The 16,375-nt window shown below is 67.1% G+C and carries 16 protein-coding genes; 13 read left to right on the top strand and 3 right to left on the bottom strand.

Annotation, left to right across the window (positions count from 1 at the left end; genetic code table 11):
- Positions 1–123: 123 nt before the first annotated feature.
- From ACIPVK_RS20310 to ACIPVK_RS20295, 4 genes are read left to right on the top strand one after another with little or no spacing between them, the layout of a single operon-like run.
- Positions 124–846: a phosphotriesterase gene (locus ACIPVK_RS20310; protein WP_407613798.1), complete on the top strand. Its 723-nt coding sequence runs from the start codon at positions 124–126 to the stop codon at positions 844–846.
- Positions 847–855: 9 nt separating this feature from the next.
- A complete protein-coding gene (locus ACIPVK_RS20305; protein ID WP_407613797.1) occupies positions 856–1,608 on the top strand; it encodes a glutamine amidotransferase in 753 nt (250 codons plus the stop codon).
- 40 nt (positions 1,609–1,648) lie between these two features.
- A complete protein-coding gene (locus ACIPVK_RS20300; RefSeq protein ID WP_407613796.1) occupies positions 1,649–2,284 on the top strand; it encodes a PfkB family carbohydrate kinase in 636 nt (211 codons plus the stop codon).
- Entirely contained in the window at positions 2,202–2,564 is a 363-nt protein-coding gene (locus ACIPVK_RS20295) for a PfkB family carbohydrate kinase (protein WP_407613795.1), read from the top strand. The genes ACIPVK_RS20300 and ACIPVK_RS20295 overlap by 83 nt, the downstream gene beginning before the upstream one ends.
- Positions 2,565–2,766: 202 nt before the next feature.
- Here ACIPVK_RS20295 and ACIPVK_RS20290 read toward each other — a convergent pair whose 3' ends face one another.
- Positions 2,767–3,789 (bottom strand): sugar phosphate isomerase/epimerase family protein, encoded by a 1,023-nt coding sequence (locus ACIPVK_RS20290; protein ID WP_407613794.1) that lies wholly within the window; start codon positions 3,787–3,789, stop codon positions 2,767–2,769.
- A gap of 81 nt (positions 3,790–3,870) precedes the next feature.
- Positions 3,871–5,085 carry an ROK family protein gene (locus ACIPVK_RS20285; protein ID WP_407613793.1) on the bottom strand — a complete coding sequence of 405 codons (1,215 nt, stop codon included), beginning with the start codon at positions 5,083–5,085 and terminating at the stop codon, positions 3,871–3,873.
- A gap of 123 nt (positions 5,086–5,208) precedes the next feature.
- Here ACIPVK_RS20285 and ACIPVK_RS20280 point away from each other — a divergent pair, with 123 nt between their 5' ends.
- The 9 genes from ACIPVK_RS20280 to ACIPVK_RS20240 all read left to right on the top strand — a co-directional run bounded on the left by ACIPVK_RS20280 (position 5,209) and on the right by ACIPVK_RS20240 (position 14,326).
- The gene (locus ACIPVK_RS20280; RefSeq protein WP_407613792.1) at positions 5,209–6,747 is read left to right on the top strand and encodes a sugar ABC transporter ATP-binding protein; all 1,539 of its coding nucleotides are present in this window, start codon (positions 5,209–5,211) and stop codon (positions 6,745–6,747) included.
- Complete coding sequence (locus ACIPVK_RS20275; RefSeq protein ID WP_407613791.1) at positions 6,744–7,772, top strand: ABC transporter permease; 1,029 nt, start codon at positions 6,744–6,746, stop codon at positions 7,770–7,772. The genes ACIPVK_RS20280 and ACIPVK_RS20275 overlap by 4 nt, the downstream gene beginning before the upstream one ends.
- Before the next feature lie 47 nt (positions 7,773–7,819).
- Positions 7,820–8,881, top strand: coding sequence for a substrate-binding domain-containing protein (locus tag ACIPVK_RS20270; RefSeq protein WP_407613790.1), 1,062 nt, complete (start codon positions 7,820–7,822; stop codon positions 8,879–8,881).
- A gap of 56 nt (positions 8,882–8,937) precedes the next feature.
- Positions 8,938–10,092, top strand: a complete 1,155-nt coding sequence (locus ACIPVK_RS20265; protein ID WP_407613789.1) for a Gfo/Idh/MocA family protein — start codon at positions 8,938–8,940, stop codon at positions 10,090–10,092.
- Between the two features lie 66 nt (positions 10,093–10,158).
- Entirely contained in the window at positions 10,159–10,860 is a 702-nt protein-coding gene (locus ACIPVK_RS20260) for a DedA family protein (RefSeq protein WP_407613788.1), read from the top strand.
- A gap of 250 nt (positions 10,861–11,110) precedes the next feature.
- Entirely contained in the window at positions 11,111–11,503 is a 393-nt protein-coding gene (locus tag ACIPVK_RS20255) for a GntR family transcriptional regulator (protein ID WP_407613787.1), read from the top strand.
- Complete coding sequence (locus ACIPVK_RS20250) at positions 11,500–12,423, top strand: ATP-binding cassette domain-containing protein (protein ID WP_407613786.1); 924 nt, start codon at positions 11,500–11,502, stop codon at positions 12,421–12,423. Before ACIPVK_RS20255 ends, ACIPVK_RS20250 begins: the two co-directional genes overlap by 4 nt.
- Positions 12,420–13,115: a hypothetical protein gene (locus tag ACIPVK_RS20245; RefSeq protein WP_407613785.1), complete on the top strand. Its 696-nt coding sequence runs from the start codon at positions 12,420–12,422 to the stop codon at positions 13,113–13,115. The genes ACIPVK_RS20250 and ACIPVK_RS20245 overlap by 4 nt, the downstream gene beginning before the upstream one ends.
- Before the next feature lie 212 nt (positions 13,116–13,327).
- A complete protein-coding gene (locus ACIPVK_RS20240; RefSeq protein WP_407613799.1) occupies positions 13,328–14,326 on the top strand; it encodes an exonuclease domain-containing protein in 999 nt (332 codons plus the stop codon).
- Here the strand turns inward: ACIPVK_RS20240 and ACIPVK_RS20235 are convergent.
- Positions 14,301–16,375 (bottom strand): bifunctional lysylphosphatidylglycerol flippase/synthetase MprF (locus tag ACIPVK_RS20235; protein ID WP_407613784.1); only part of this gene is annotated, 2,075 nt, incomplete at its 5' end. The genes ACIPVK_RS20240 and ACIPVK_RS20235 overlap by 26 nt on opposite strands.

Genomic DNA, 16,375 nt, shown 5'->3' with positions numbered 1-16,375 from the left:
CCGGACGTGATTTTGCTCTTCCCATGGCCTGTCCCAATTCCTTGCGGGTGGTAGACGAAAACCCGCACACCCAAGAATGACACCATTTCCACAGAATATTAGCTAAGACAAAGTACTAGGTTGTTGAAGAAGTACTCCGAACAATCCGGCGTCAACGTGATCATGGGCTCGGGCTACTACTTGCAAAATTTCCAGTCGCCGGATGACCTCGTCGATTCCGAAGAACGCCAGACCGAAAGGCTGATAGCCGATTTTCATCGGGATGGCGTCCGGCCAGGGGTCATTGGCGAAATCGGGGTTTCGCCGAACTTCACCGCTGACGAGGAAAAGTCACTCCGAGCGGCTGCTCGGGCCCAACGTGAGTTGGGGGTTCCTCTGTTCATCCACATGCCTGGATGGCAGCGCGTGGGGCACCGCATCCTGGATATCGTCCTCGATGATTGCGCTGTCGACCCGGCCTCCGTCGTCTTATGCCACATGGACCCTTCCTGCGATGATCCGACGTACCAACAGGAATTGGCCCATCGTGGAACCTACCTCTGCTTCGACATGATTGGCATGCCATACCGCTTCCCGGGCGAGGGAGAGTCCCCGGCGCCAGCGCAGAGCGCCGAGGCGATCTGCGCACTCGTCACCGCAGGGTACGAGGAGAAGTTGCTGCTGAGTCATGACACGTTTCTCAAGGGAATGCTGACGCCGTACGGGGGCAACGGGTTCGGGTACGTACCGTTCATTTTTCCGGCCCGGCTACGGGACCGTGGGCTGGGTGAGGAGCAGATCATGGCGCTGTTCATCTCCAATCCGGCCCGGCTATTTCTACACGCTTCACTTACCAACCAAGACTAAGAAGGAATCATGGCAAAAGTATTGATTGCCGGCGAAAGCTGGATGACCACCTCGACCCACGTCAAGGGTGTAGACGAATTCACCGTCCATTCCTATGTGGAAGGCGTTGGACCGCTAAAGGATGCGCTAGAAGCTAGCGGCCATGAAGTCATCCACATGCCTGCACACAAGGTCCCAACAGATTTTCCCGGTTCTGCGGACGCCTTGGCAGCGTATGACGTCGTCATCCTTTCCGACATTGGTGCGAATTCCATACAGTTGGCACCGGCAGTCTTCGAGCGCTTCGAACCGGGCGAAGACCGGCTTCAGGCCCTTGCCGACTGGACGCGAGCCGGCGGCGGCCTGGTCATGATCGGCGGGTATCTCTCATTCTCCGGCATCCATGCCCGGGGGGCCTTCCGCAACACGGCCATTGCCGACGTGCTGCCGGTGGAGATGCTTGCGGAAGATGACCGGTGGGAGCTACCTGCCGGAAAGAGTGCGGTGGTTGAGGTTTCCGGGCACCCGGTCCTTGGCGCTGCGGGGGAGGAGTGGCCCGCATTGCTGGGTTACAACCGGACCGTCCTGAAAGCCGATGCCGAGTTGGTCGCCACACTCAACGGTGACCCGCTGATAGCTTTGTCGGAGCAAATGAAGGGGCGAAGCGCGGTCTTTACCTCGGATTGCTCTCCGCACTGGGCCCCCACGGCGTTTTGTGAGGACTGGGACGGCTACCGGGAGATCTTCGACGGCATCGTCCGTTGGGTCACCCGGGCAATCTAAGTCATTCGAAGGTGTGTGGGTCTCGGTCCGGAAGGTCGAAATGAAGAAGAAGACAATTGGTGTGATCGGATCGATCAACGTCGATTTGCTCCTGAATGTAAAGGACCTCCCAGGACCGGGGCATACAGTCCACGGACAGGGCGGAACAATGTCTCCAGGGGGAAAAGGAGCCAACCAGGCTCTCGCTGCTGCGCGACAAGGGGCTGGTGTGCTCCTGATCGGAGCCGTGGGAAATGACCCACATGCCGAAATCGCCCTGAGCCTACTTGCCGACGCCAAAGTGGATCTGGCACACGTCAAGCACATTGAAGAGGCCACGGGACTTGCGGTCGTAACCGTAGACCAATACGGCGAGAACAATATCGTTGTGATCGCCGGCGCCAATTCCACGGTTTCCCGCGAAGCTGTCGATAGCGCCTTGCCTATGCTTCGTAGATGTTCACTGGTCGTTCTGCAGGGGGAGATTCCGGTAGCCACGGTGGATCATGCAATCGAAATGCTCACCAAATCAGGAACCCGGATTGTCCTGAACCTGGCCCCTGTCATTGGGATTCGCCCGGAGTCTATCCGTAAGGCCGATCCATTGATTGTTAATGAACACGAAGCGGTACAGGCACTGGAATTGCTGGGAATTGGGCCCCCCCACCCGACCTTCCGACTTGGAAAGTACCGGTGAGAAATTGTGCCGGGCACTGCTTACGAGCGGAATTGCCTCGGCCATCGTGACCCTAGGCTCCCAAGGTGCCGTCGTGGGGGACGCCACCGGCCTCCGCCGGCTCCCGGCGGTAAAAGTCTTCGTCGCCGACACTACGGGAGCAGGGGACGCGCTGGTGGGCGCTGCTGCCGCTGGGCTTGCCAGCGGGCTGACACTCTTCGATGCGTGTTCTCTCGGCATGCGAGTAGCGGAGGCCTCGGTGCAGACTGTGGGGGCCCAAACGTCCTACCCCTGGGCATGAACCGCGCTGAAGGGGTTCCGCCCGATCAATCCGCGCACGGGGCGCCTTACCCTTGAACGATCAGGGTTGGTCCAAGGATTGATCTTGAGTGTTATGTCTTGCGACATATCATTCCGGGATTCGTCTCACGATTTAGGACGAAACGTGCCGCTGGGACATGGGTTGACGTCGAGCAGGACCGCTTAACTGAGCAGCATTGCGGCTAGGACTGGTTGCTGAAGGCCGCGTCGAAGGAGGCCTCCGGGAGCTTCCAGAGCAGCGAGCGGACGAAGTCCACGGCCTGGGCGGCCCCGTGCAGCCGGTCCATGCCGGCGTCCTCCCACTCGATGGAGATCGGACCGGCGTAGCCGATGGACTTCAACGCCCTGAACGCGTCCTCCCATGGCACGTCCCCGTGCCCGGTGGAGACGAAGTCCCAGCCGCGGCGGGGATCGCCCCAGGGCAGGTGCGATCCCAGCACCCCGGCCCGCCCGTTGGGGGTGCGCATCCGGGTGTCCTTGCAGTCCACGTGGTAGATCCGCTCCTTGAAGTCCCAGATGAAGCCGACCGGGTCGATGTTCTGCCACATCATGTGGCTCGGGTCCCAGTTGAACCCGAAGGCCTCCCGGTGCCCGATGGCCTCCAGGGTGCGGACCGATGACCAGTAGTCGTAGGCGATTTCCGAGGGGTGGACCTCGTGGGCGAAGCGCACGCCCTGCTCGTCGAACACGTCGAGGATGGGGTTCCAGCGATCCGCGAAGTCCTGGTAGCCGGCATCGATGACCGAGGCCGGGACCGGCGGGAACTGGGCGACGTACGGCCAGATCTTCGATCCGGTGAAACCCACCACGGTGTCCACGCCGAGCTTGCGGGCCACCCGGGCCGCGCGCTTCATGTCCTCGGCGGCGCGCTGGCGCACGCCCTCGGGCTCACCGTCGCCCCAGGTGTAGGGGCGCACCAGCGCCTCGTGGCGGAAGTCGATGGGGTCGTCGCACACTGCCTGGCCGGTGAGGTGGTTGGAGATCGCGTAGACCTTCAGCCCGTGGCGCTCCAGGATGTCCAGGCGCGATTGGAGGTAGGCATCGTCCTCGTCGGCGCGGCGCAGGTCCAGGTGGTCGCCGGAAGCGGCGATCTCCAGGCCGTCGTAGCCCCACGCGGCGGCATGCGCCGCCACCTGCTCGAAGGGCATGTCCGCCCATTGGCCGGTGAAGAGGGTGACCGGGTGGGTCGAACCGGTGCTGGTCATGGTGGCGATCTCCTTTGCCGGGCCGTCCATGGCCCCTGGTGCGGTGCGGAATTCGGGGAGGGAATGGGGTGCGTGCGGCCGTTACCTGGCGGCCGCGGCGGGCTGCGGGGAGCTGCGCTGCTGCACCAGCTCGTCGACGGCGGCTGCCGAGAGGACGTGCTGGATCACCAGCATGCTGGCCCCGCGCACCCCCGCCATTTCCCGCGCGGCCGAACCGACGATGACCAGGTGCTGGGTGGCCAGCGGCGTGGAGCGGAAGTAAACCTGTTCGCGGACCCCGGCGATCACGTGCTCCCCGGCGTTGGCCAGGCGCCCGCCCAGCACGATCACCGAGGGGTTGAGCAGGTTCACGCACATGGCCAGCACCGAGCCGATGTCGCGCCCGGCCTGGCGCAGCACCTGGATCGCGGCGGTGTTGTTGGCCTCGGCCAGCTTGCCGACCTCGGAGGCCGTGGCGACCTCGATGCCGTAGGCGGCCAGGTTCCTGGCGACCGCCGGGCCCCCGGCCAGCGCCTCGAGGCAGCCGGAGTTTCCGCAGCGGCACAGCGTGTCCGCTCCACCCGGAACCTGGACGTGCCCGAGGTCCCCGGCCGAGCCCTGGGCGCCGCGCTGCAGCTCGCCGCCGCTGATGATGCCGACCCCGATGCCGGTGGCGACCTTCACGAACATCAGGTTTTCGGTGTCCGGCCAGTTGAAGGACTGTTCGCCCAGGGCCATGATGTTCACGTCGTTGTCCACCAGCACCGGCACGTCGAAGGTCCGCTGCACGGTGCCGGGGATGTCGAAGTCGTTCCATCCGGGCATGATCGGCGGCTTGGTGGGCCGCCCGGTCGAATGCTCGACGGGCCCCGGGACGCCGATGGCGATCCCCGAGAGCGTCGTGGTGTCGCGCCCGTTGCGGTGCAGCAGTTCGGCGAAGCTGCGCACCACCCAGTCGAGCACTGGCTCCGGGCCGGCGGTGATGTCGAGGTCGGCGCGCAGGTGGTCGATGACGTTCCCGGCCAGGTCGGTCAAGGCCAGGATCCCGTGGGCGGCGCCGAGGTCGGCAGCCAGCACGGTGCGCGAATCCGGGGCGAAGGCGAAGGTGGAGGGCGGCCGGCCGCCGGATGAGAGGGCGGGTCCGACGGCGCCGATGAGCCCGATGTCCAGCAGCGCGTCGATGCGGGCGGCAATCGTGGAGCGGGAGAGTCCGGTCCGGGTTGCCAGCTCGGATCGGGTGCGGGGCCGCCCGTCGCGCAGGAGCTGGAACAGCTCGCCGGCACCCGTTCCCGGGATGGGTGGCTTGGGGGGAATCATCGTCAAGGCCATGGAACTAGTGAAGCATATTAGGCAGAAGATGTAGCCTTCGTCACCAGTAATGTCAGAGTCTTCTCGACTTTTGCTCGACAATAATCATAAGTCCGTGTAACGTCCATCACTATGAGTGACGACGTAGCCACAGGAGCCGCCCCGGGCAGGGCGCACCTGCTTGAAATGCGGGGGATCGAAAAGCGGTTCCCCGGCATCATCGCCCTGCAGGATGTCTCCTTCGAGGTCTCCGCCGGCGAGGTCCACTGCCTGCTCGGCCAAAACGGCGCCGGCAAGTCCACGCTGATCAAGGTGCTGGCAGGAGCCCACCGGCCCAACGAGGGCCAGATCCTGCTCAACGGCCAAGAGATCGCCTTTTCCAGCCCGGACGATGCGATCAAGGCCGGCATCGGCACCATGTACCAGGAGCTCGACCTGGTCGAGACCCTCACCGTGGCCGAGAACATCTTCCTGGGCCACGAAAAATCCCGGGGCGGCTTCAGTTCCCGCCGGGCCGAGCTACTCGAGGCCGCGCGCCTGCTGGCCAGCCTCGGCCACCCGGAGATCTCCCCGCAGATGGAGGTCGGCGAGCTCTCCGCCGCCGGCCAGCAGATCGTCTCCATGGCCCGGGCCCTGTCCCGCGAGGTCCGGCTGATCATCATGGACGAGCCCTCCGCGGTCCTGGACTCCGAGGAGGTGCGCAACCTCTTCGACACCGTCCGCACGCTCACCGCCAGCGGCGTCGCCGTCATCTACATCTCCCACCGGCTCGAGGAAATCCGGGTGATCGGGGACCGCATCACCGTCCTGAAGGACGGACGGGCGGTGGCCTCCAACCTGCAGGTCTCCGAGACCCCCAACGTCGAACTCATCAAGCTCATGACCGGCCGCTCGATCACCAACGTCTTCCCGGAGCGCGCCGCCGTCGCGCCGGATGCCGCCGAGATCCTCTCGGTGACCGACCTGGTCGTGGCCCCGGGCCACGAGCCGCTCTCCTTCTCCGTGCGCGCCGGGGAGGTGCTGGGGCTGGCCGGGCTGGTGGGCTCGGGCCGCTCCGAGATCCTCGGGGCCATCTACGGAACCACGAAGCCGGTCGCCGGGACCGTTGACGTCGACGGCAAGCTGCTGCGCCCCGGATCGACGGTCTCGGCCGTGAACGCGGGCATGGGATTGTGCCCGGAGGAGCGCAAGAGCCAGGCGCTGCTGCTCGATGACACGTTGGTCGCCAACTTCACCCTGGCCAGCATCGGGCGCTACGCCACCGCCGGTTTCACCAGCCAGAACGCCGAGTACCGGGCCAGCATGGAGCAGGTGCGGAAACTGGACCTGCGCCCGGCCGACCCGCTGCGCGAGGCCCGCACGCTGTCGGGCGGCAACCAGCAAAAGGTCGTGCTGGGCCGCTGGCTCTCGCACGGCTGCCGCGTGCTGCTGCTCGATGAACCCTCCCGCGGGGTCGACGTGGGGGCGCGCAGCGAAATCTACAGCCTTATTGCCGGGCTCTCCCGGGCGGGCATCGCCATCGTGGTGGTCTCCAGCGAACTCGAAGAGGTCCTGGGGCTGTGCCACGAGGTGCTGGTCGTTTCCGAGCACCGGATCGTGCACCGGGCGCCGGCCAATGAGTTGAGCGAACACCAGATTCTTGACCTCGTGATGGAAGGAACCACACTATGAGCACCGCGGCCGAAACCGAGCTCAAGCCGGCGCCGAGCCTGCCTCCCCGGCGCAGCGCCATGAAATGGCTGCTGGATGCCGGGCTGCGCCGGAACATGGGGCTGATCCTGGCCCTGGTCCTGCTCGCGGTGCTGGGCACCGTCACCGCGGGGGACAGGTTCGCCGACTCCAACAACGTGATGACCATCGTGCGCCTGGCCGCGGTCACCGGGGTGGTCAGCATCGGGGCCACCTTCGTGATCACCATCGCCGGCATCGACCTGTCGGTCGGCGCGATCCTGGCGCTCTCGGCGGTCTGGGCGACGACGCTCTCCGGGCAGGCCTTCGCCGATTCGACCTCCTGGATCTTCATGGCGCTCACCGCGATGGGGGTCGGCGCCGCGGCCGGTCTGGTCAACGGGATCCTGATCGCCTACGGCAAGGTCGTCTCCTTCATCACCACGCTGGCCATGATGGCCGCGGCCCGCGGGCTGGCGGAGATCATCTCGGACAAGAAGACCCAGATCATCACCGTCGACCCGTTCCTCGAGGCGGTGGGCGGGAACCTCTTCGGGATCCCGGTCATCGTGCTGGTGTTCATCCTGGTGGCCCTGGGCGGCTGGGTGCTGCTGAACCGCACCACCTTCGGCCGGCGCACCTTCGCCATCGGCGGCAACCCCGAGGCCGCGCGGCTGGCGGGCATCAAGGTCGAGCGGCACACCATGGCCATCTACGCCCTGGCCGGGCTCTGCGCCGGCATCGGCGCGTTCATGCTCATGGCCCGCACCACCACCGGCAGCGCCACCCACGGCACCGGGCTGGAGCTCGACGTGATCGCCGCGGTGGTCATCGGCGGGACCCTGCTCACCGGCGGCCGCGGCTCGATCTTCGGCACCGTGCTCGGCGTGCTGATCTTTTCCACGCTGACCAACATCTTCACGCTGAACAACCTCTCGCTCTCGGTCCAGCTCGTCGCCAAGGGCGCCATCATCGTGATCGCCGTGCTGATCCAGCGCCAGCTGGCCGCCCGGCAGTCCCGCACCTGACCCGCACCACCCACACCCGCACCACACACCGTTTCAAGGGAGAAGCCATGTTCAAGTCCACCGCACGCCCGAAGAAGATGCTCGGCGCCGCAGCCCTGCTGGCCACTTCGGCGTTCATGCTCACCGCCTGCGTCTCCAACGCCCCGGCGGACACCGCGCCGGCCACCGGCGCCCCCGCCGCACCCGCGGCCGCCGGCTCCAACGCCGAGCCCGGCGAGAAGGTCACCATCGGCTTCTCCGTCCCGGCCGCCGACCACGGCTTCATGGCCGCCATGACCGACCTGGCCGTGGAAACCGCAAAGGAGTACCCCGACGTCGAGCTGAAGGTCGCCGAGGGCACCAACGACGTCAGCGTGCAGATCAGTCAGGTCGAGACCATGATCAACGACAAGGTCGACGCCATCGTGCTGCTGCCCTTCGACGGCGCCGCGCTGACCCAGGTCGCGCAGAAGGCCATGGACGCCGGCATCCCGGTCATCAACGTCGACCGGGAGTTCAGCACCGCGCAGTCCTCGCGCGTCACGGTGCTGGGCGACAACTACGGCGTGGGCGTCTCCGCCGGCGACTTCATCTGCAAGGAGCTCGACGGCAAGAAGGACGCCAAGATCGGCGAGATCCCCGGCATCGACTCGCTGCCGCTGACCCAGGACCGCAGCCGCGGCTTCAAGGATGCGCTGGCCAAGTGCGGGCTCGAGGTCTCCAACCGGGTGCCGGCCGAGTTCACCGTGGAGTCCGGCGAAAAGGCGGCCTCCAACCTGCTCCAGGCGGCCCCGCAGCTCGACGCCATCTGGAACCACGACGACGACCAGGGTGTCGGCGTGCTGGCGGCCATCAAGGCCGCGGACCGCGACGAGTTCTTCATGGTCGGCAACGGCGGCTCGGCCAACATGATGCGCGAGATCCAGTCCGGCGACTCCGTTGTCAAGGCCACCACCGTCTACCCGGCCTACCAGGCCGCCGACGGCGTGCGCGTGGCCCGGCTCGTGGCGCAGGACAAGGCCCTGGGCGACCTGATGGACATCGAGATCCCGCGCGAGATCGTGCTCTACGCCGCGGTGGTCACCAAGGAGAACGTCGAGAAGTACCTGCCGACGGCCTTCGAGTCCTAAACCCCCCGCCGCACCACCGAACCGCACCCCGGCAGCACCACCTCAAGGAGTATCAGATGTCCAGAACCAGCTCGGCCCTTGGCGTAGCAGTTATCGGCCACTCGTTCATGGGCAAGGCCCATTCGCAGGCCTGGCGCAATGTCAACGCCACCTTCGAAACCCCGCAGGTCGCCATGCGCGTGCTCGTCGGGCGGGACGCCGCGAACGTCGCGGCCTCCGCGCGGCGCTACGGGTGGGAGGACTCAAGCACCGACTGGCGCGCGAGCATCCTGCGCGATGACGTCGACATCGTGGACATCTGCACCCCCGGGGCGCTGCACGCGCAGATCGCGCTTTTCGCCCTGGAGCACGGCAAGCACGTGCTGGTGGAAAAGCCGCTGGCCAACACCGTTGCCGAGGCGCAGGCGATGGCCGAGGCCGCCGCCGCGGCGGCCTCGGCGGGCGTCGTGTCGATGCTGGGGTTCAACTACCGCCGGGTCCCGGCCCTTGCACTGGCCCGGGACCTGGTGGCGGCCGGCCGGCTGGGGGAGCTGCGCCAGTTGAACATCCGCTACTACCAGGACTGGCTCACCGACGAGGCCTCGCCCATGAGCTGGCGGCTGCGCAAGGAGGAGGCGGGCTCCGGGGCCCTGGGTGACCTGGGCTCCCACGCCGTGGACCAGGTCCACTTCCTCACCGGGGGGAAGGTCTCCTCCGTGTCGGCCACCAGCCGGACCTTCGTCACCCGGCGCCCCGGCGCCGCGGGGGACGAGGAGGTCACGGTCGACGACGCGATCTGGTCCACCCTCGAACTGGACAACGGCGCGGTGGCCACCGTGGAGGCTTCCCGAATGGCCACCGGGCGCAAGAACGCCTTCAGGATCGAGGCCTACGGCTCGCGCGGGTCCCTGGCCTTCGACCTGGAATCGATGAACCACCTGCAGCTGTGCGACGCCGACGCGCCGGCGGGCGAACAGGGCTTCAAGTCCATCCTGGTCACCGAGCCGGAGCACCCCTACCTGGATGGCTGGTGGCCCACCGGCCATGTGCTGGGGTGGGGCGACACCTTCACCCACGAGATCCGCGACCTGCTGCTGGCCATCGAGGGCCGAACGACTGCAACGCCGTCCTTTGCCGACGGGCTCGAGGTCCAGCGGGTCCTGGCCGCGATCGAGTCCAGCGCGGCCGCCGACAGCACCCGGGTGGCCCTGGCTCCGGCGCCCGTCAGGTGAGGCATTGAACACATAGTGGTGTCCGTTCCTGCGGATAAGCGGTGGTTTAAGGGACACTGAAAGGCAATGACTACCTTGACTGCGCTACAGGCCGCGACCGCCGACACCTCCGGCGGAAGCCTGATCTCGAGATTTGCCGACTGGGCGGTGCACCTGATGGAGCTCATCGGGGCACCCGGTGCCGCGCTGGCCATCGCGCTGGAAAACCTCTTCCCGCCGCTGCCCTCCGAGGTCATCCTGCCGCTGGCCGGTTTCACCGCCAGCCGGGGGTCGTTCTCGCTTTTCGAGGCGCTGCTCTGGACCACGATCGGCTCGATCGTCGGGGCCTATGCGCTGTACTGGGTCGGCAGGGCCCTGGGCCGTGAACGGACCCGCGCGATCTTCGGGTGGCTGCCGCTGGTGGACCTCGAGGACGTCGACAAGGTCGAGGGCTGGTTCGACCGCAACGGATCCAAGGCCGTGTTCTTCGGCCGCATGATCCCGATCTTCCGCTCGCTGATCTCCATCCCCGCCGGCATCACCAAGATGAACCAGGGCAAGTTCCTGGGGCTCACCGCGGCCGGATCGCTGATCTGGAACTCCATCTTCGTGCTCTCCGGGTTCTACCTGGGGGAGAACTGGCACGTAGTCGAGGCCTACGCGGATGTCTTCCAGAAGATCGTCATCGTCGTGGTGTTCCTGCTGCTGGTGCTGTGGCTGGTGCTCAAGGTCCGCAAGTCCCGGGCGGCCAAGAAGACCCCGGTCCTGGAACCGGAAAACGCGGAGTAGCCGCTCCGGCAGCAAGGCCCCGAGTCTTCCGGCCCGGACCCGCTTGATCGCTTCGCACCATGCGAGGCAACCAAACAGGTCCGGGCTTTTTGCTGCCCGGAGGTCGTCCCGGACGGCCCGGAGGTTCCCAAGGGGATCCGCCGCAACCCTTGACAGTACGGACGGCCGACTCGTAGGTTAGTTACACCAGTAATGAACCACTCAACCAGAGAAGCTGGCGGGGTGGTGCGAGCCAAGGAGGTGGGCCGAAGTGGCAACATTTGATGATTCGCGGCCGATCTTCATCCAGATCGCGGAACTGGTCGAGTCCGAGATCGTCGCAGGCACGATGGCCGAGGAGGCCCAGGTCCCCTCGACCAACGAGTTCGCGGCCTACTACCGCATCAATCCGGCCACCGCGGCCAAGGGCGTGAACCTCTTGGTCGAAACCGGGATCCTGTACAAGAAACGAGGCATCGGCATGTTCGTCTCCAGCGGCGCCCGCGAGCAATTGCTCCAGGTGAGGCGCAACTCCTTCCAAACCCAGTACATCCAGCCGCTGGCCCGCGAGGCAAGGAAACTCGGCATCGACGGGGACCAGCTCAGCAACATGATCCGCCAATCACTGGCTGCAGATGCAGCCGAAGGGAGTGTCATCCCATGAGCCACCCATCCCCGCCCGCCATCGAGGTGAGGAACCTGAAAAAGTCCTTCCGCGAGGTCACGGCACTGGACGATGTCACCTTGGCCCTGGAGCCGGACCGTATCTACGGCCTGCTCGGCCGCAACGGAGCGGGCAAGACCACCCTCATGTCCATCCTCACCGGCCAAGGCTTCCCCAGCAGCGGGGAGGTGCTCATCCACGGGTCCAACCCCTATGAGAACGACGGGACGCTGGCCCGGATCTGCTTCATCCGCGAATCCCAGAAGTACCCCGACGACTTCACGCCCGCGCAGGCGTTCAAGGCGGCCGCCCTGTTCTTCGCGAACTGGGACCAGGAGCTGGCCGAGAGCCTCGTGGCCGACTTCGCGCTGCCGCTGAAACGAAGGATCAAGAAACTCTCGCGCGGGCAGCTCTCGGCCGTGGGCGTCATCATCGGCATGGCCTCGCGGGCGGAAATCACGGTCTTCGACGAGCCGTACCTGGGGCTCGACGCCGTGGCCCGGCAGATCTTCTACGACCGCCTGGTCGAGGACTATTCGCTGCACCCGCGCACCATCGTGCTCTCCTCCCACCTGATCGACGAGATCGCGAACCTGTTGGAGCACGTCGTGGTGATCGACAGGGGCCGGATCCTGCTGGACGAGGACGCCGAGTCGCTGCGCGGCTCGGCCGTCGCGGTGACCGGGAACCGGGAGACCGTCGAGGGCTTCATCGACGGCTACCGCGTGCTGCACCGCGATTCGCTTGGATCCCTTGCCTCGGTGACCATCCAAGGGAGGCTGGGGCAGACCCAGCGGGCCATGGCCGCCGAGCTCGGGCTGGAGCTGTCCCCGGTGCCGCTGCAGCAATTGGTCGTGCGCACCACCATGGCCGCCCAGGAACACGTGAACCCCGAGGCATACCAGGAGGCCCTCAAATGAACCGCGTCATCAAGGTTGCCCGCATGCAACTGATCAACAAGTGGACCTTCCTCGGGATCCCGATGGTGATCCTGGTGGCCGCCACCGCCTTCACGTTCGCCATCTGGGCCTTGATTCCCCGCGACGCCGTCGAGGGGCCGATGTTCTCCGGCGCCGCCCAGGCGCCCATGTGGTACTTCCTGGCCCTCGGCATCCAGTCGCTCACCCTCACGTTCCCGTTCTCTCAGGCCATGAGCGTCTCGCGCAGGACGTTCTACCTGGGCACCCTCGGGCTCTTCGCGTTGATCGCCCTGGGGTACTCGGTCCTCTACTACCTGCTCGGGCTGGTGGAAACGGCGACCGGCGGCTGGGGATTCAACGGCCAGCTCTTCGCCCTGGGCTGGATCGCCGGAAACCACCCCCTGGTCCAGATCCTGTTCTACTTCGTGGCCATGGTGCTGCTGTTCATGATCGGGTTCTGGTGCGCCACGGTGTACCTGCGCTGGAAGGCCACCGGCCTGCTCTCGGCGGGCATCGGCTTTGCCGTGCTGGTGCTGGGCCTGCTCGCGCTGGTGGCCCTCAACGACGCGTGGCCGCAGCTGGGCGCCTGGTTCGCCTCGATGCAGGTGCTGGGGCTCTCCATCGTGCTGGGCCTGGTGTGCGTGGCGCTGGCCGGCGGGTCCTACCTGACCCTGCGCCGGGCCACCACGTAGGGTCCGGCCGGTGAGCGACCGGCCGGCCGCAGCCAGTGAGCCGGCCACAACCGGTCAATAAACAAGCCGAAACCCCTGCCGGGTTGGCCCGGCCACATGCGTGGCTGGGCGTGCCCGGTCAGGGGTTTTGTGCGCGCCAGGCGATGTCATTCGCGCCACATGCAGAGGTCGCGGTGCCCAAGGCGCGGGGGATCGGCGGTATCCTTTGGTTCGTGGCCTTGGACTTTACATCGATCGACTTTGAAACCGCCAACGGATTCCGTGGCTCCGCCTGCAGCGTCGGACTCAGCCGGGTCCGCAACGGCAAGATCGTTGAGGAAGCCTCCTGGCTGATGCGCCCGCCGGAGGGTTTCGACCACTTCGATCCGCGCAACGTGATGATCCACCGCATCACCGCCGACATGGTGGCGGACGCCCCGCGCTTCGGCGAACTGTTCACCCCGATGGCCAACTTCATCGGCACCGACACCCTCGTGGCGCACAACGCGGCCTTCGACCTCGGCGTGATCCGCTCCGCCCTGGAGGTCTCCGAACTGGCCGGCCCGGCCTTCGACTACGCCTGCACCGTGAAGATGTCCCGGCGCACCTACGAGCTCTCCTCCTACTCGCTGCCCTTCGTGGCCGAGGAGGCCGGCTCCCCGATGGAGAACCACCACGACGCGCTGGCAGATGCCCGGGCCTGCGCGAACATCATGATCGACATCGCCCGCCGCCAGGACGCCGACGCCGTGGCCGCCGCCGCGGAAACGCTGAAGGTGAAGATGGGCTTCGCCCCGGCCTACGTGCCCGGCGACGCGCTGTCCAAGGCCACGCGCGACGCCCAGGGCTGGGCCGCCAGCGGCAACGCGGTGCCCGTGCAGCCCGAGTGGGCCGCCTGGCCGCAGGAGGGCGAGGACCGCACCGGGGACCCGCAGGCGGACCCGGCGCACCCGCTCTATGGCGAGATGGTCGTGTTCACCGGAAACCTGCGCATCTCCCGCCAGGTGGCCAAGGACCGGGCGGCGGAGCGCGGGGCCAACACCGCCAGCCGCGTCACCCGCGCCACCACGGTGCTGGTGGTCGGCGACGGCTTCGTGCCCGAGGACCTGTCCACCGGGCGGCTCACCGGCAAGGCCAAGCGGGTGCTGCGCCTGCAGGAGGCCGGGCAGCCCGTCGCGATCCTGGCCGAGGGCGAGTTCCTGCAGCTCATCGACGGCTTCGACGCCGCGTAGGGCCCCTGCGCCCGCGCAATTCACGCAGGGCGCCGAACCCCTCGCGGGCCAATTGCCCCACGCTGGCCTCGGGCACGAACGCGCGCGCCAGCCCGCCGGCAATCCTCGGGAGATCCGATTCGTCGCGGTAGACCAGATACAGCGGCACGGTGCGCGGATTGAACTTGGCCTTGAACGCCTGCAGGGAACCGAACCCGTAGAGCGGCTCCAAGGCCCGTGAGAGTGCCGCCAGCACCCGGTCCACCGGCTCCTCGGCCCGTTGGTGCTGGATGTGGGCCAACGGGGCGCCGGAGAGCGAGGCGAACGCCGCACCCTCGGCGGCGAAGCCGCGCAACGAGGACGCGATGAGCAACTCCATCACCGGGCCGAAGCCGCCCTCGCGCCTGCGCATCAAATCCAGCGTCCAGCCCGCGACGGCCCCGCCCGGGGCATGGACTGGCAACCAGGACAGGAATCCCTGCACCTCGCCGGCCGCATCTTCGGCCAGCGCCACGCGCACGGCCGGGTCCGCGGCCTCGGCGAGGGTTCCGAGCGTGAAGCGCAGCTGCGGCAGCGACTTGTCCCCGACCCAGGCACTGGAGATCTCCTCCAGCTGGCGGCGCACCTCCGCCGGCTCGTCGATCAGCAGCGTGAGCCGGAAGCCGACCCGTTCCCGGGCAGCCCGGTTCAGTGCGGTGCGCACGTCCGACCAGGCCTTGCCGGCGAATTCGAGGTTCGGCAGCGCGACGAGCGTGTCCGCGGCGATCTCCATGGCCCGCCACCGGTCCGGGTGGGCGGCCGGCGGGGCGGAGGCGGAGAAGAAGCAGGGGATGAGCCCGGCCTCCTCGGCGGCGTGCGCAAAATGGTTCATGGCCGCATCCCGGTCTTGCGGAGGCCCCACGGGGTCTGCCAGGGAGATCGCGCAGCCGGCATGGACCTGGTAGGCCAGCAGGGATCCGCCGGGGCTGAGGTGGTGCTCGTTTCCGTCCCAGGTCCCCATCCAGGACAGCGTGCCCCCGCCGTGACGCTTTAGCGCGGTCACCACGTCGGCCCGTTCCAGCGTTCTCTGGCCGGCATCGGTGCGCAGCCGACGGTGGCGCAGTATCCCGAAGGCCCGCCAGCACACCAGTAGGTGCGCGGCCAGCAGCAGCCACAGCCCGGCCACCGCAGCGGCCAACGATGCAAGACCGGAACCGTGGGGCAGCTGCGGGCCCATGGTGAGCACCAGGCTGATCCCGAGCACCCCGCGCAGCACGTTGAGCACCGCCAGCACCAGTGCGGCAATCCAGGCGATGCGGCGGCCCGAACGCAGGCCGCGGGCCAACCCGATGGCCAGGGCAGCATCGAAGAGGACCGCGATGCGGCCGCCGCCGGCTTGGGTGGGGCCGAACGGCCCGTGCGTGGGCACGAGAATGGTCAGGATCTGGACGGCGACCAGGCCCAGCAGGCCAGCCCAGGCGATGAAGCGCTGCTCGCGCAGGTTCGGCCGATCGATGCTGCGGCGCTTCAGTATGAGCACCAGCAGGATCGCGGCGCTGTGTTCCAGGTCCGGGACCTCCCCGAAGAGGGTTGCACTGAGCACCGCGAAGGCCAGCAGCAGGAATTGCCAGCGGGCCCGCCAGGGTTGGCGCACATGGCAGGCGGCCAGCGTCAGGGCCGCGAAGATGCCGCCGGAGGGGCCGGTGTCCACGTCGTTGGCCAGCGCGTCGATCCATTCGGAGCCCAGATTGCGGAAAAGCAGCAAGGTGGCCGCGGTCAGCAGCACCGAGGCAATTTGTCCGCCGAAGAAGGCCAGCACCGCGGTCCTGGTGCCGCGGGTCGCCTCCAGCCAGCCCACGCCCAGCGGTATCAACGCAAGCACGCTGAGGTAGGCCACGGGCTCGGAGAGGATGAACATGCCGCTGAGCGTCGTGAACCAATTGCCGGTGCTGAAGGATGGCAATCCGTAGGACAGCGCGGCGAACCAGGGCTCGTGTCCGACGCTGCCGCTCAGCGCGCCGGTGGCCACGCCGCCGCCCAGCACCACCAACCAGAGCACCGCGGTGAACGGGGCCCTAGCAAAGACGCCGC

This window comes from Paeniglutamicibacter sp. MACA_103, from assembly GCF_045798555.1.
Classification (GTDB): Bacteria; Actinomycetota; Actinomycetes; order Actinomycetales; family Micrococcaceae; genus Paeniglutamicibacter.
Note: the sequence above shows the minus strand (reverse complement) of the source record. Positions and strands in the feature narration are given on the sequence as shown.